Below are 14,162 nucleotides of genomic sequence, written 5' to 3' on the forward strand. Positions count from 1 at the left end.
AGGCCGGTAAGATTGCCATACCCCCTGCCCCTGGCGGCCTGTCGATTTTACTCTGAACGTCACCAAGCGCTCTTTTGCCCCATGATCCTTAGCTGCTCAGCAGGCGGTTCATCAGGTCGGCGTGGCGCTGTACCTGCCGCTGGCGGCGCAGGCGCAGGGTGGTGAGCAGGCTGCGTATCTCGGTCAGGGCCTCGTTGAAGTCTTCGTTGATCACCAGGTAGTCGAATTCATGCACATGGGCCATCTCTGCCTGGGCATCGCGCATGCGCCTTTCTATCACCTCCTCGTTATCCTGGCCGCGCGCCCTGAGGCGCTTGCGCAGTTCCTCCAGGCCTGGCGGGGCGATGAACAGACTGATGCAGTCGGGGTAGAGCGTGCGGATCTGTTGCGCCCCCTGCCAGTCGATCTCCAGGATCAGGTCTATGCCCTGCTGCAGGGGGTCCTCCAGGCTGGATTTGGCGGTACCGTAGAAGTTGTCGAATACCTGGGCGTGTTCGATAAAGGCCCCCTCCCGCACCATCTGCTGAAACCTCTCCTTAGCCACGAAATGGTAGTGCACCCCATCCTGCTCACCGGGCCGGGGGGGCCGCGTGGTGTGGGATACCGCCACCTGGACATTGGCGGTGGATTCGATCAGGGCCTTGACCAGGCTGCTTTTACCGGCCCCGGAGGGGGCCGAGATCACGATGAGACTGCCGTTCACCAATGTTCTCCTTAAGTGTGGGATGCTATAGGGTACCGAGTCGGGCAGGCCGTGCATAGGGCGGGCCGCCCCGCCGCAGGGCCTGCGCTCAGGGCTCGCCCCCGTCAGGCTCAACGTCCAGGGTCTGCTCTGTGCGCATCCAGTGGAGGATGAAGGCGAGGATCTGCTGCGGCTGGTTGAGCCCCAGCTGGGGGATATCCGGGCGGGCTGGCTCGGCCGATGAGGCTGGCTTTGATAGCGGCACATCGCTAGCGATGGCGATGATGTTGGGGTCTTGCGGGTAAAGCAGGGGGTGACCCAGGCTGGGGCGGTGCAGCTCGATCTTGCTGAAGGGGGCGTGACGGAAGCCCTCCACCAGCACCAGGTCGAGGGCGGCGCGGTCCAGCTGTACCAGCATCCGCTCCAGATCGGGCTCGACCGGCTGTTCAAGCTCTGTGATCAGGGCCCAGCGCCGCGGCGAACAAAGCAGCACCTGCTCGGCCCCGGCCTGGCGCAGCTCGTAGCTGTCCTTACCCGGCACGTCCACCTCGAAGTGGTGATGGGATAGCTTGATCAGGCCGATACGCAATCCCTGCTGGCGCAGCAGGGGGATCAGCCGCTTCAGCAGGCTGGTCTTGCCTACCCCGCTGAAGGCGGCAAAGCCCAGCACCTTGGCTGGATCGGGCACTAGATCAACAGCCTTCAGCCTGCAACGGCCAGCCCTTTCCGACCGGCCGCGACCGCGCCTCTAACATCAATTGGCCACTGAGGTGGCCGCCGGGCGCAGCAGGGGGTCGGCCTTGACCGCCGCTTCCCAGCCCACCGGCAGCTTGTGGGCTATGCCCTTGTGGCAGTCGATGCAGGTCTGGCTGGGGTCCTTGCCGTCGTGTACCTCCCAGAAGTGGGGCTCGTGGCGCTCGGCGCTGCGTTCTTCCTGTTTGGCCAGGTCCATGGAGGCGAAGTCGTGGCAGTTGCGGCATTCGCGGGAGTCACTTTGCTTCATCCGCTTCCACTCACTCATGGCCATGGTCAGGCGGTAGTCGTCGAACTTCTGCGGCGTGTCTATGGTGCCCAGCATCCAGTGGTAAAGTTCCTTGGAGGCCTTGATCTTGCGCACCACCTTGTGGGTCCATTCCTTGGGTACATGGCAGTCCGGGCAGGTGGCACGCACCCCGGTGCGGTTGGACCAGTGCACGGTCTGCTGTAGCTCCTGATAGACATTGGCCTCCATTTCATGACAGCTGATGCAGAACTGCTCGGTGTTGGTCAGCTCCAGCGACCAGTTGAAGCCGCCCCAGAGCAGCACGCCCAGCACCATGCCGATGACCAGGGTTGAAGAGAGGATTTTTTTGAACATGACTCCGTCCTTCTTGTAATGGGTAGAGGGAAGATCAGCGATTTCCTTGAAACAGGTTCTCCACCAGGGGTGGGGCGTTTACCTGCGGGGCATGGCACTGGGTGCAAAAGTAGCGCCGACTGGCGATGCGCGTCAGCTTGTTGCCCTGGCGGTCCATGAAGTGGGTCTCGCTCAGGGCGGGGGCCTTTTCCCGCTGAAAGTTCTCCGGGGCATGGCAGCGCATGCAGCTGTTGCCGCGCAGGCTGATGGATTCCTTCTCGATATTGTGTGGGATCATGGGTGGTTGCAGCTCATAGGAGCGGCCAAAGCCACCCCCCATGCTGGCCGGGTTACGCTTGCCGAATACCGGGTTGTTCTGTTGCAGGTCAACCTGGCCGCGCAGCGACTCCAGCGCCGCCAACGGCTGACTCAGCAGGCCCAGCAACAGGACCAGAAACAGGCCCTTGAGGTATCTTCTTGTTGCCGCACCCGTCGGTGCGTTTTTCGATGTACTTACAGATCGGTTCTTCATTGCATGCCTCCACCAGCTAAAAGCCAAATATGATTTATTGCCAACCCCGTTCGGGCCATCCTCTGCCCTTTGCCAGGCAGGCCATATCCGTCTGCGCCCTTATTCAGACCTGTTGTTCAGACGGCTACCAAAGTGAAACACCGATTTGCCGCAGACATCGATACAACGGCCGCAATTGGTGCAATGGCCGGCCATGATCACCGGCCCCAGCCCCTGCCCGGCACCCTTGAGGGCGGGTTTGATCACCTGCGGCTCGGGGCAGACGGCGAAGCAGTCCATGCAGTCGTCGCAGGCGGCGCGATTGTCCGCCCGCACCCGCAGCAGGCTGCCCTCGCCGAGCAGGCCGTAGAGCGCGCCCATGGGGCAGAGGTGGCCGCACCAGCCTTGCCGGGCGATGAGCAGGTCAAACAGAAAGATGCCCAGCAGCACCAGCCAGGCGCTGCCGATGCCAAAGATGATCCCCCTGTGGGTGAGGGACACCGGGTTGATGCTCTCGTAGGCCAGCGAGCCCGTGATCAGCGACAACAGCGCCACCGTGGCCAGCAGCCAGTAGCGCAGCTGGCGCGACAGCCTGAGCCCGCCGCGCAGGCCCAGGCGCTGGCGCAGCCAGTGGGCGGCATCGGTCACCGGGTTGAGCGGACAGACCCAACTGCAATAGGCGCGCCCGCCCACCAGCAGATAGAACAGCAGCACCAGGGCCAGGCCGGTCAGGGCCAGGCCCGCCGGGATGAAGCCCGCCGCCAGCATTTGCAGCATCAGGATCGGCTCGGTCATGGGCACTGTGTCCAGGGTCATGCTGGAGGACAGGTTGCCCTTGATCAGCCAGATGCCCGCCAGCGGGCCGAGCAGGAACAGGCCAAGCACACCGACCTGACTGAGGCGACGCAGGATCAGCCACTTGTGGGCCTGCCACCAGCCCTTGACCTGGATCGCGTCCTTGCCCACTTCGGCGTAGGGCTTCACAGGCGATCCTCCATTCCCCGGTTGAGGATATCAATGGCGCTGGGGCCGGACCCCTGGTCCGCTTTCTCCTGAATCAGGCCCTCGCCGCCGTGGTCGTACTTCATCCCCTCGGGCAGGTTGTACTGGTGTTCCACATCCGGCGTGACCAAGGCCTGACCGGCGGCGGCCTTCTGCTCCCAGCCCAGACGGTAGTGCTTGCCCAGCTCGCCCTTGACCAGGCTTGGCGGCAGCACGCGGATGGCCGCCTGATCCAGCACGCAGGCCTCTTCACACTTGCCGCAGCCGGTGCAATGATCCGAGTGCACCACAGGGATGAACACGGCGTGCTTGCCCGAACGGTCGTTGTGTCTGCGATCCAGGGTAATGGCCTTGCCACGCACCGGGCAGACGTTGAAGCAGACCTCGCAGCGCAGGCCAAGGAAGGCAATGCAGGTCTCCTGATCGGACAGCACTGCCAGACCCATGCGCGCCTGATTGATGTCGGTCAGACCATGATCCAGCGCCCCGGTGGGACAGGCAGGTACGCAGGGGATGTCATCGCACATCTCGCAACCGGCCTGACGGGCGCGAAAATAGGGCGTACCCACGGGCACATCGCCGCCCATCCGGCCCAGGTGCAGCATCTCATAGGGGCAGGCGCGCACACACAGGCCGCAGCGGGTGCAGGCGGAGAGGAAGTCCGTCTCCGCCAGCGCCCCCGGTGGGCGCAAGGCATCGGCCGGCAGGGCCGAGGCCCGATTGGCATGCAGGCCTATGCCCAGCCCGAGCAGGCCCATGCCGCAGACGCCACGGGCCAGATCGGTCAGAAACTGACGGCGCTGGACCGGTCGGGCCGGTTTCTGTACTGAATCATTCATAGTGACTTCTCAAGAATGAACCTAACCCGGCGAGGCCGGAACAAAAACAGGGACGCAGAGGCCGCAAAGAAAACGCAAAGGACGCAGAGATCAAAAAAACCAGCAACTCTGCGCTCTCTGCGCTTCTTTGCGCACTCTGCGTCCTGAGGATCCTGGCCCACCCAGTTTTGCCCCATCAGGCCTTGACGATCTTCACCGCGCATTTCTTGAAGTCGGTCTCCTTGGACAGCGGGCAGGTGGCGTCCAGGGTCAGCTTATTGATCAGGCGACCGGCGTCGAACCAGGGTACGAACACCAACCCCTTGGGCGGTTTGTTGCGGCCACGGGTCTCCACCCGGGTGAGGATCTCGCCCCGGCGGGAGATCACCTTGACCTCGGAGCCACGCCGCAGGCGGCGCGCCTTGGCGTCGTCCGGATGCATATAGACCAGGGCGTCGGGCACGGCGCGGTGCAGCTCGGGCACCCGTTGGGTCATGGAGCCGGAGTGCCAGTGCTCCAGCACGCGGCCGGTACAGAGCCACAGATCGTATTCGGCATCCGGGCTCTCCGCCGGTGGCTCATAGGGGGCGAAGATGATGTTGGCGCGGCCATCCTTGTTGCCGTAGAACCTGACATCGCCTTTGGCCACGCCGTCGGCGACCTTGACATGGGGATCGAAGCCCTCGCGGAAGCGCCACAGGGTCTCCTTACCGTCGATCACCGGCCAGCGCAGGCCTCGGGCCTGGTGATAGGCCTGGAACTCGGCCATCTCATGGCCCTTTTTGATGATGTCCGGGCCAGAGTTGAACAGGCGGTATTCCTCGAACAGGCCCTTTTGCACGTAGTAGCCGAAGTGGGCCGACTCGTCGTTGTCGTAGCTGTTGCCCCGCTCGTCGCTGATCTGGCCGTCGAAGGGGAACTGATTGACCTGGCCGTTCTCGTACAGCACCTGATACAGGGTCTTGCCCCGGTAGTCCGGCGCCTGGGCCAACAGATCCTCGGGCCAGACCTCTTCCATGGTAAAGCGCTTGGCGAATTCCATCATCTGCCAGAGGTCGGAACGGGCCTCGCCCGGCGCCTTGACCTGCTGGCGCCAGAACTGGGTGCGCCGCTCGGCATTGCCGTAGGCGCCTTCCTTCTCGATCCACATGGCGGTGGGCAGCACCAGGTCGGCGGCCATGGCGGACACCGTGGGATAGGGGTCGGAGACGGTGACGAACACCTCGGGGTTGCGCCAGCCCGGATAGGACTCCTCGTTCATGTTGGGCGCGGCCTGCATGTTGTTGTTACACAGCTGCCAGTAGGTGTTGAGCTTGCCGTCCTTCATCATGCGGTGCATGAGTACGGCGTGAAAGCCCACCTTGCCGTTGAGGGCACCCTCGGGCAGCTGCCACATCTTCTCGGAGAAGGCGCGGTGCTCGGGCTTGGCCACTACCAGGTCGGCCGGCAGGCGATGGGCGAAGGTGCCCACCTCGCGCGCCGTGCCGCAGGCGGAGGGCTGGCCGGTGAGGGAGAAGGGGCCATTGCCCGGCTCGGAGATCTTGCCCACCAGCAGATGCACGTTATACATGTTGCCGTTGACCCAGCTGCCCCGGGTGTGCTGGTTGAAGCCCATGGTCCAGTAGGAGGTGACCTTCTTGTTCGGATCGGCATAGAGCTTGGCCAGGCGCTCCAGGTTCTCCTTGGGCACGCCGGACAGCTCGGCGGTGTATTCCAGGGTATAGGGGGCGACGGACTTGGCGAATTCCTCGAAGCTGATGGCCTCGGTCTTGCCCTTGCCGGGGTTCTTGGCCGCCTTTTCCAGTGGGTGGGTCGGGCGCAGGCCGTAGCCGATGTCGGTGGCGGTCTTCTTGAAGTTGACGTGCTTTTCGACGAATTCCTTGTTCACCGCGTTGTTCTGGATGATGTAGTTGGCGATGTAGTTGAGTATCGCCAGATCGGTCTGGGGCACGAACACCATGGGGTTATCCGCCAGCTCAAAACAGCGGTGCTCGTAGGTGGACAGCACATGCACCTCGCAGCCCTCCTTGGTCAGGCGGGTATCGGTCAGACGCGACCAAAGAATGGGGTGCATCTCTGCCATGTTGGAACCCCAGAGGACGAAGGCGTCGGCGTGTTCCAGGTCGTCGTAGCAGCCCATGGGCTCATCGATGCCGAAGGCGCGGATGAAGCCCACCACCGCCGAGGCCATGCAGTGGCGGGCGTTGGGGTCCAGGTTATTGGAGCGCAGACCGGCCTTCATCAGCTTGGAGGCGGCATAGCCCTCCCACACCGTCCACTGGCCAGAACCGAACATGCCCACCCTGGAGGTCAGTTCATTGGGCTTTTTACCCTTGTTTTCTTCCATGCTGCGGGCGATGGCCTTTTTCCAGTGCTTGGCCATGACATCGAAGGCCTCGTCCCAGCTGACCTCCTCGAACTGGCCGTTCTTATCGTACTGGCCATTGGTCTTGCGCAGCAGGGGCTTGGTCAGGCGGTCCTTGCCATAGAGGATCTTGGGCAGGAAGTAGCCCTTGATGCAGTTCAGCCCGCGGTTGACCGGCGCGTCCGGGTCACCCTGGGAGGCCACCACCTTGCCGTCCTTGACCCCCATGAGCACGCTGCAACCGGTGCCGCAGTACCGGCAGGCGGCCTTGTCCCAGCGGATGCCGTCGTCGGCCTGGCCCTCGGCCGCCAGGGCCTGTTGCACACCGGGGATGCTGACCCCGGCGGCGGTGGCCGTCACCGCAATGGCGTTGTTCTTGATAAATTCCCGACGGGTCTGTTTCATGACAAGGTTCCCCTGTTTCTATAAAGTTCATGGAGCGGGCTAGGAGCCTGTCGGATTCAGGATGCTCCTACTGCGCCGGTGGGAAGAACGGCCCAAAATTGTTTTAAACATTGGCCCCGATTTTTCGTTGCGTAGGCCAACTATGCGCCTCAAAATCGTGAAAATTTGTTCTCGTTCTCCCACCTTGCTCGCTACGGGCACCTAAACCCGACAGGCTCCTAGGCCAGCTCTTCGTCTTCTTCGCGGTGGTGGTAGATCATGGATGCGGACAGCACGCCCTCGACGCGCTGGATGGCGAACATGGACTCGGCCATGCGCTCTTCGTCTTCCTCCTCCAGGGTGACCACGGTGCGGCCCTCCTCGCTGATGCCGTGGATCTCCACCCCTGGGATCTGCAGCAGTCGCTGCTTGACCTCCTCGAAGGACTCCGGGTGCAGATGCACCATGATGCCGCAGATATTCATTCACCGATCTCCCGTGGGTCGATCATCAATAGGGTTTTGCGTCGCTGTATCGACCGCCGAGCGCAGGCTTACCGCCTGTACCGGGCAGACTGCCTGGCAGGCACCGCAGCCGGTGCAAAAGCCCCGCTCCAGCAAGGGCTGGGCCCGGCCACCCAATTGGAGCTGAAAACGGATGGCGCGGGGGTCGCAGACATCACCACAACTGCGGCAGCTAATGCCCCGAACAGAGAGGCAGTCGGCACCGATCTCGGCCTTGATGCGCCAGGGCCGGGGCTGGGCCTTGTCCAGCGCCGCCGGGGCGCAGGCGCTGACGCATTCGGCGCAAAAGCTGCATGCGCCACGGCGGAAGTCCACCTCGGGGAAACCGCCATCGCCGCCGATCAGTATGCCCTCGGGGCAGGCGCGAACGCAGTCGCCGCAGCGGCTACAGCGCGCCTCAAAGCCCTCGCTCAGGGCCCAGGGCGGGCGCAATGGTGCATCCACCGGTCGCACCCGCCCCCGCAGCAGGTTGCGGCGACTTTGATCGACGGCCTGTGTTGAGGCCTGATTCATCGGCTGCCCCGGTGATACGGCATGGAGACTCTCCCCTCCTGAAGTTGGCACAGATTTGACAGGGTTTAGCCAAACCCCATCTTGATTTAGGTCAAACTCGTGGGGTTTTTATCCCGGACTAACTGATCCAGGTCAATTCGGGGCAAGATAGCCGGGCCTCGACCCTGATCTGCCAAACTGAAGCCTGGGTATTTCTGGCATCCGCCTTGGCCCGGCTGTACACTTACCGATTCTAAGTATTTTCGATACTCGCCTATGATCCCGCTGCGTTTCTTGATCCTGATGTTGCTGATCTGGCCGATACTGGACCTGGCCGCGCAGGGCCAGCCCCGGCACCTGCTCATCCTCGACTCCCAGTTCGGCAACCCCTATGACGAGATCCGCGCCGCCCTGCTCGACCGGCTGGCCGAGCTGGGCCATCGTCAGGGGGATAATCTGCGCATCAGCCTGCATACCGCAGACAACCGGGTCAGCGCCGCTGAGAGGCTGCTTGAGCAGGCCGCCAGGCAGGGCTATGACGCCATCTACGTCGGCGGCACCGTGGCCACCCTCGCAGCCCGGCGCAGCCTGTGGCGCAAGCCGGTGCCGGTGGTGTTTGCCGCTGCCACCGACCCGGTGGGCATAGGCGTGATCGACGGCTTTGAGCAGCCGCCCAAGGCCAACTTCAGTGGCGTCAGCTACCCCGTGCCGCCCAAGGCACGGCTGCGCTTCGTGCGTCAGCTGCTGCCCCAGGCCCGCACCCTGGGCCTGATCCATGCCGACATGCCCCAATCCCACAGCTACAACCGCTGGCTCAAGGAGCTGCTGGAGCAGGACCCCGAGTTCCAGGACCTGCGCATCCTGTTTCGCTCCGTACCCCTGACCACCGGCGAGCACGGCGACCGGCAGATGGCCGAGCGGGCCCTGCCCCTGATCCAGGAACTGGATGGCCAGGTGGACGCCTTCATCAAGCCCAACGACCAGCTGGGCACCCGCCGCGCCTTTGCCGAGGTGGTCCAGCGACACGCCAGCAAGCCACTGATCGGCCTGGTCAAGCACGATGTCACCCAGGGCTGGGGGGCCACCGCCGTGATCTATCCCTCGCACAAAAGCATAGGCCGCCAAGCCGCGCAGATGCTCCACCAGCTGTTCAGCGGCACGCCGATCCAGGCCATCCGGCCGCAGTGGCCGCAGCTGTACGGCTACGCGGTGGACCTGGGCAAGACCCGCCGCTTCGACATCCAGGTGCCGCTGGGGCTACTGCAACTGGCCGGTGAAAACGTCATTCATTAAGCCATGAGCCTGAACCGCAAAATCCTCGCCGTGATCATCGGCACCCTGTCGATCTTTCTGATCATCAACGCCAGCCTGACCATCGACCGCTTCCGCAGCCATTACACCAACGCCCTGATCAGCGGCAGCATGGGCCTGGCCTACAGCATCGAGGGGGTGGTCAACGAAATGCTCGCCCTGGGCCTGCCGCTGGACTCCCTCTATGGCATGAACAAACGCCTGACCGAGTTGCAGCGGCGCAACCCGAACCTGGGCTACATCGGCATCACCGACACCCAGGGCAAGGCCCTGTTCCACAGCGACTCCAAGCTGCTTGGGCGGGTCTTCGATGACGCTGCGGCACGCGCCGTGCGTGGCAAGACAGAGCCCTTCTGGCAGCTCTACGACCGCTTTGACGGCAAGCGTTACTATGACATTGCGGTACCCCTGAGCGATGCCAACAAGCAACTGGTGGGGGCCATCCGGCTGGGCTTTGGCAGCCAGATCATCGAAGACAAGGTGCATGAGGCGATCAGCCAGACCCTGATCATCGCCCTGCTCACCTTCGCCGGCATCGGCCTGTTGCTCAATCTGTTCCTAAGCCGCAGCATCATCGCCCGCATCCGCCGCCTGTCGGCATTTGCCCGCGCCATCACCCAGGGGGATTTCCCACCGCAGCAGGTCGGCGGCCGGGACGAGATCGGCGAGCTGGCCAACTCCCTGCGCGAGATGGGCGCGACCATCCAGGGCCAGATCCAGGCCCTGCAGCGGGCCGGCCTGGAGCTGGAGGAACGGGTGGCACTGCGCACCAACGAGCTGGCCCAGGCCAACGCCACCCTAGAGGCCAGCAACCGGGAGCTGAGCCAGGCGCTGAGCCGGGAACAGGCCCTGAGCGAGGCCCTGGGGGAGAGCGAGGAGCGCTTTCGAATGTTGTTCGAGCAGAACAAGGCGGTGATGCTGATCCTCGACCCGGACAGCAGCGCCATCATCGACGCCAACTATGCCGCCGCCGATTACTACGGCTACAGCCGCGAGCAGCTACGCCAGATCCGACTCAGCGAGATCAGCGCCCTGTCCGAACAAGAGACCCAGCGCGAGATCGAACTGGCGCGGCGCGAGCAGCGCGACCCCTTCTTCTTCCGCCACACCCTGGCCTCGGGCAAGGTGCGTGATGTGGAGGTCCACTCCGGCCCGGTGCAATGGCAGGGCCGCACCCTGCTCTATGCCATAGTGCACGACATCACCTCGCGCAAGCAGGCCGAATCCAAGCTGGAGCGCATGGCCCATTACGATGCCCTCACCGGCCTGCCCAACCGCCTGCTCAAGACCGACCGACTGCGCCAGGCCATCGCCATCTGCCGCCGCAAGCAGACCCAGCTGGCGGTCTGCTACCTGGACCTGGATGGCTTCAAGCCGATCAACGACCTGCACGGCCACGACGCCGGCGACCAACTGCTGGTCAGGATCGCCCAGCGCCTGGAAGAGAGCCTGCGCGAGGGCGATACCGTATCCCGCATCGGTGGCGATGAGTTCGTCCTGCTGCTTACCGAGCTGAGCGGCAACGAGGAATGCGAGGCCATTCTGCAGCGGGTACTGCAGGCGGTCAGTCGGCCGATGCAGATCGATGGTGCCGAGTTGCAGGTCTCCGCCAGCATCGGCCTGACCCTGTTCCCGGATGATGACAACGACCCCGACATCCTCCTGCGGCACGCCGACCAGGCCATGTATGTGGCGAAAAATATGGGCAAGAACCGCTATCACAGGTTCAACCCGGACGAGGACCGCCAGGTGCGCGCCCACCTGGAGGAATACCAGCGCCTGCGCCAGGCCCATGAACAGCAGGAGCTGTGCCTCTACTACCAACCCAAGGTCAACATGTTCAGCGGCGAGGTGATCGGCGTCGAGGCCCTGATCCGCTGGGACCACCCCGAGCGCGGCATCCTCCCGCCGGGGCTGTTCCTGCACCTGATCGACGGCACCGAGCTGGAGTTCGAGATCGGCCGCTGGGTGATCGACAGCGCCCTGTGCCAGCTGGAACACTGGCAGATGCAGGAACGCCCGCTGGGGGTCAGCGTCAACATCAGCGCCGCCCACCTGCAACACCCGGAATTCGTCACCCAGCTCAAACAGCTGCTGGCCCTGCGCCCAAAGGCCAACCCGGCCCTGCTGGAACTGGAGATCCTGGAGACCGCCTCGATCGACGACACCAGCCAGATCCTCTCCACCCTGCTGGGCTGCCGCGAGCTGGGCATCCACTTCGCCCTGGACGACTTCGGCACCGGCTACTCCTCCCTCTCCACCTTCCACCAGCTGCCGGTGGACGTGCTCAAGATCGACCAGGGCTTTGTCCGCGACATGCTCGAAGACCCCCAGGACCTGGCCATAGTCGATAGCGTGATACGTCTGGCCGACGCCTTCCAGAACCCGGTCATCGCCGAGGGCGTAGAGAGCCTGGAGCACGGCCTGAGCCTGCTGCGCCTGGGCTGCCACATGGGCCAGGGCTACGGCATTGGCCGACCCATGCCGGCCTATCAGCTCGACGCCTGGATCCAGGGCTGGGAAAACAACCCGGAATGGCAGCAACTGCACCAGAAGATCGACCTGGAACACAACATGGACTGGCAGGTGGCCACCGCCAGCCACAAAAAATGGCTCAAGGCCCTCAGCGCACAGATCCTGGCCGGCGAGCCCGTCACCCAGCCCCCCCTGAGCAGCCGCCACTGCGCCTTTGGCCGCTGGTTCCACGGCACCGCTTACCACCGCTACGGCTTTCTGCCCCTGTACGGCCGCATCAACCGCCTGCACGAACAGCTGCACCACCTGGCCCAGGAGCTTTCAGACCTGGCAGAACACAAGCCAACGGCGGCCCGCCAGCGCCTTGGCGAGCTGCACAAGCTCAGCGAGCAATTCATCAACAGCATCGGCCTGCTGGTGAAACAGGCCGACGCCGGCACCCTGCCGCCGGGCAAGGTCTGAGGTGTTAATCCACAAAAACGCCATGCCTGTCATCTTGACACCGACGCGCATCTGCATCGGACGGCCTCGGTGCTATCATTAGGCGCAGACAAACTGAGAGTGTGAGGTGCTCTGATGGCAAATCTGAGTGTACGAGGCCTGCAAACGGAAACCCTGGACGCCCTAAAGACCCAGGCCGGCCGAGAAGGCAAAAGCCTCAACGCCATGGTCGTGCAACTGCTTCAGAATGCCGTCGGCGGTAAGCCAAAGCCATGCCCACACACCGACCTGGACGCCCTGGCCGGCACCTGGAGCAGCCAGGATGCGGCAGACTTTACCCACGCCACAGCGGCCTTCAGAGCGATTGATGCCGACCTCTGGGACTCGGCATGAGACCCCTGCTTATCGACACCAATGTCTATGTTGGATTCATGCGTGGAGATCAGGCCCTGGTCCAAGTGATGCGCTACGCCGAACGCATCTACCTCAACAGTATCGTCCTTGGCGAACTGCTGGCCGGCTTTACGGTTGGAAGCCGGGAAGCCCAGAATCGCGCCGAACTGAGCCAATTCCTCAACTCCCCACGGGTCGATGTCTTGCCGATCAGCGCAGAAACCGCCGGCTGCTACGCCCTGATCTATGCCGCCTTACGCACCAAGGGCAAACCCATACCCGCCGATGTTCTCTGGATAGCCGCCAGCGCACTGGAGTACGGCACCGGACTGGTCAGTCTGGATGCACACTTCGGTCAGGTTGACGGACTGCACTGCGGCCAACGCCTGGAAGACTTCTTGCCCTGATAGCAACGATCACGAGCAACACCTCAGACCGTCAAGCCCCTCGCCCCTTGAGGGGGAGAGGGAACAAAGGGCATGAGCCGTTACCGGGCAGCTAGGATTTTTCTCTGCTGGCTCTGGGGTTGCGTGGCAAAAATACGCGCTTTGCGGTGAAACTCGCGGCAGCGACTGGCTTGCCATGCGGCATAGGGCGGGTCGCTATAGTCCAGCCTACTGCTGCAAGGTCCGGCCGCCGTCCACGGCGATGATCTGGCCGGTGATGTAGGGGGCATCGCGCAGCAGAAACAACAGGGTGCGGGCTATGTCCTGCTCCACTCCAGCCCGTTGCAGGGCGGTTCGTTGCAGCAGGGCCTCCTTGTCTGCCGGGCTCATGGTCTGATCGGGCCAGAGGATGATGCCTGGGGCAATGCCGTTGACCCGCACCTGGGGGCCCAGCTCACGGGCCAAGGCCTTGACCAGCATGGCGTTGCCGGCCTTGGCCATGGAATAGACCGCGAAGCCCGCCTTGGGCCGCTCGGCATGGATGTCCACCAGATTGATGATGCAGCCCTGCCGCTCGGCCAGCAGGGGGGCTGCGGCCTGGCTGAGAAAGAAGGGGCCCTTGAGGTTGCTGCCCATCAGATCGTCCCAGCTGGCCTCATCCACGCCGCCGATGGGCGTGGCATAAAAGCTGGAGGCATTGTTCACCAGCAGGTCCAGCCCGCCGAACCGCGCCTGGACCTGATCCACCAGACCGGGCAACTGCTCCACCCGACACAGATCTGCCTGGGCCAGGGCCACGGAGTCGGGGCGCAGGCCATTGAGTTCATCACGCAGGGCCTCGGCGGCCCCAGCCGAGCGCCGGTAATGCAACAACAGCTGCATCCCCTCGGTATGCAGCAAACGGGCAATGGCGGCCCCAATACGCTGGGCCGCGCCGGTGATCAGGGCCGTCTTTGCGGTTATGTCCAAGGGGGTTCAAACCTCGTGCAGGGATGGCTGAAGTGTCTGACTTGCCGGGGTAATTCCCAACAGCTCTTTGCGG

At 63.6% G+C, this 14,162-nt stretch carries 14 protein-coding genes; 4 read left to right on the top strand and 10 right to left on the bottom strand.

Going from position 1 to position 14,162, the window contains the following annotated elements:
- Positions 1-88: 88 nt before the first annotated feature.
- The 9 genes from gmk to napF all read right to left on the bottom strand — a co-directional run bounded on the left by gmk (position 89) and on the right by napF (position 8,135).
- Positions 89-760, bottom strand: a complete 672-nt coding sequence (gene gmk, locus D5125_03285) for a guanylate kinase (GenBank protein ID QFY88579.1) — start codon at positions 758-760, stop codon at positions 89-91.
- Between the two features lie 31 nt (positions 761-791).
- Positions 792-1,370, bottom strand: a complete 579-nt coding sequence (gene mobB, locus D5125_03290) for a molybdopterin-guanine dinucleotide biosynthesis protein B (GenBank protein QFY88580.1) — start codon at positions 1,368-1,370, stop codon at positions 792-794.
- Positions 1,371-1,436: 66 nt separating this feature from the next.
- The gene (locus D5125_03295) at positions 1,437-2,039 is read right to left on the bottom strand and encodes a NapC/NirT family cytochrome c (GenBank protein QFY88581.1); all 603 of its coding nucleotides are present in this window, start codon (positions 2,037-2,039) and stop codon (positions 1,437-1,439) included.
- A gap of 34 nt (positions 2,040-2,073) precedes the next feature.
- The gene (locus D5125_03300; protein ID QFY88582.1) at positions 2,074-2,550 is read right to left on the bottom strand and encodes a nitrate reductase cytochrome c-type subunit; all 477 of its coding nucleotides are present in this window, start codon (positions 2,548-2,550) and stop codon (positions 2,074-2,076) included.
- A gap of 99 nt (positions 2,551-2,649) precedes the next feature.
- On the bottom strand, positions 2,650-3,513 hold the full coding sequence (gene napH / locus D5125_03305) for a quinol dehydrogenase ferredoxin subunit NapH (protein ID QFY88583.1): 864 nt from the start codon (positions 3,511-3,513) through the stop codon (positions 2,650-2,652).
- Positions 3,510-4,370 (bottom strand): ferredoxin-type protein NapG, encoded by an 861-nt coding sequence (gene napG / locus D5125_03310; protein QFY88584.1) that lies wholly within the window; start codon positions 4,368-4,370, stop codon positions 3,510-3,512. The genes napH and napG overlap by 4 nt, the downstream gene beginning before the upstream one ends.
- A 175-nt stretch (positions 4,371-4,545) precedes the next feature.
- A complete protein-coding gene (gene napA, locus D5125_03320; GenBank protein ID QFY88586.1) occupies positions 4,546-7,119 on the bottom strand; it encodes a nitrate reductase catalytic subunit NapA in 2,574 nt (857 codons plus the stop codon).
- Positions 7,120-7,337: 218 nt separating this feature from the next.
- Positions 7,338-7,583 carry a chaperone NapD gene (locus tag D5125_03325; GenBank protein QFY88587.1) on the bottom strand — a complete coding sequence of 82 codons (246 nt, stop codon included), beginning with the start codon at positions 7,581-7,583 and terminating at the stop codon, positions 7,338-7,340.
- Positions 7,584-8,135, bottom strand: coding sequence for a ferredoxin-type protein NapF (napF, locus tag D5125_03330; protein QFY88588.1), 552 nt, complete (start codon positions 8,133-8,135; stop codon positions 7,584-7,586).
- 282 nt (positions 8,136-8,417) lie between these two features.
- Here napF and D5125_03335 point away from each other — a divergent pair, with 282 nt between their 5' ends.
- The 4 genes from D5125_03335 (at position 8,418) to D5125_03350 (ending at position 13,141) form a co-directional block, all read left to right on the top strand.
- Positions 8,418-9,407 carry a hypothetical protein gene (locus D5125_03335; protein ID QFY88589.2) on the top strand — a complete coding sequence of 330 codons (990 nt, stop codon included), beginning with the start codon at positions 8,418-8,420 and terminating at the stop codon, positions 9,405-9,407.
- A 3-nt stretch (positions 9,408-9,410) separates the two neighbouring features.
- The gene (locus D5125_03340; protein QFY88590.1) at positions 9,411-12,362 is read left to right on the top strand and encodes an EAL domain-containing protein; all 2,952 of its coding nucleotides are present in this window, start codon (positions 9,411-9,413) and stop codon (positions 12,360-12,362) included.
- A 114-nt stretch (positions 12,363-12,476) separates the two neighbouring features.
- Positions 12,477-12,734, top strand: a complete 258-nt coding sequence (locus D5125_03345; protein ID QFY88591.1) for a hypothetical protein — start codon at positions 12,477-12,479, stop codon at positions 12,732-12,734.
- A complete protein-coding gene (locus D5125_03350) occupies positions 12,731-13,141 on the top strand; it encodes a type II toxin-antitoxin system VapC family toxin (GenBank protein QFY88592.1) in 411 nt (136 codons plus the stop codon). The genes D5125_03345 and D5125_03350 overlap by 4 nt, the downstream gene beginning before the upstream one ends.
- 207 nt (positions 13,142-13,348) lie before the next feature.
- Here the strand turns inward: D5125_03350 and D5125_03355 are convergent, their stop codons facing one another.
- Positions 13,349-14,089 (bottom strand): pteridine reductase, encoded by a 741-nt coding sequence (locus D5125_03355; protein ID QFY88593.1) that lies wholly within the window; start codon positions 14,087-14,089, stop codon positions 13,349-13,351.
- Between the last annotated feature and the right edge of the window lie 73 nt (positions 14,090-14,162).

It is taken from the genome of gamma proteobacterium SS-5 (genome assembly GCA_009497875.2).
GTDB classification, from domain to species: Bacteria; Pseudomonadota; Gammaproteobacteria; order Chromatiales; family Chromatiaceae; genus Magnetovirga; species Magnetovirga frankeli.

Coding starts and splice junctions, on each gene's coding strand:
- gmk (QFY88579.1), bottom strand. CDS start 760: ATGCACGGCCTGCCCGACTCGGTACCCTATAGCATCCCACACTTAAGG.
- D5125_03295 (QFY88581.1), bottom strand. CDS start 2,039: ATGTTCAAAAAAATCCTCTCTTCAACCCTGGTCATCGGCATGGTGCTG.
- D5125_03300 (QFY88582.1), bottom strand. CDS start 2,550: ATGAAGAACCGATCTGTAAGTACATCGAAAAACGCACCGACGGGTGCG.
- napG (QFY88584.1), bottom strand. CDS start 4,370: ATGAATGATTCAGTACAGAAACCGGCCCGACCGGTCCAGCGCCGTCAG.
- napA (QFY88586.1), bottom strand. CDS start 7,119: ATGAAACAGACCCGTCGGGAATTTATCAAGAACAACGCCATTGCGGTG.
- D5125_03325 (QFY88587.1), bottom strand. CDS start 7,583: ATGAATATCTGCGGCATCATGGTGCATCTGCACCCGGAGTCCTTCGAG.
- napF (QFY88588.1), bottom strand. CDS start 8,135: ATGAATCAGGCCTCAACACAGGCCGTCGATCAAAGTCGCCGCAACCTG.
- D5125_03335 (QFY88589.2), top strand. CDS start 8,418: ATGTTGCTGATCTGGCCGATACTGGACCTGGCCGCGCAGGGCCAGCCC.
- D5125_03340 (QFY88590.1), top strand. CDS start 9,411: ATGAGCCTGAACCGCAAAATCCTCGCCGTGATCATCGGCACCCTGTCG.
- D5125_03345 (QFY88591.1), top strand. CDS start 12,477: ATGGCAAATCTGAGTGTACGAGGCCTGCAAACGGAAACCCTGGACGCC.
- D5125_03350 (QFY88592.1), top strand. CDS start 12,731: ATGAGACCCCTGCTTATCGACACCAATGTCTATGTTGGATTCATGCGT.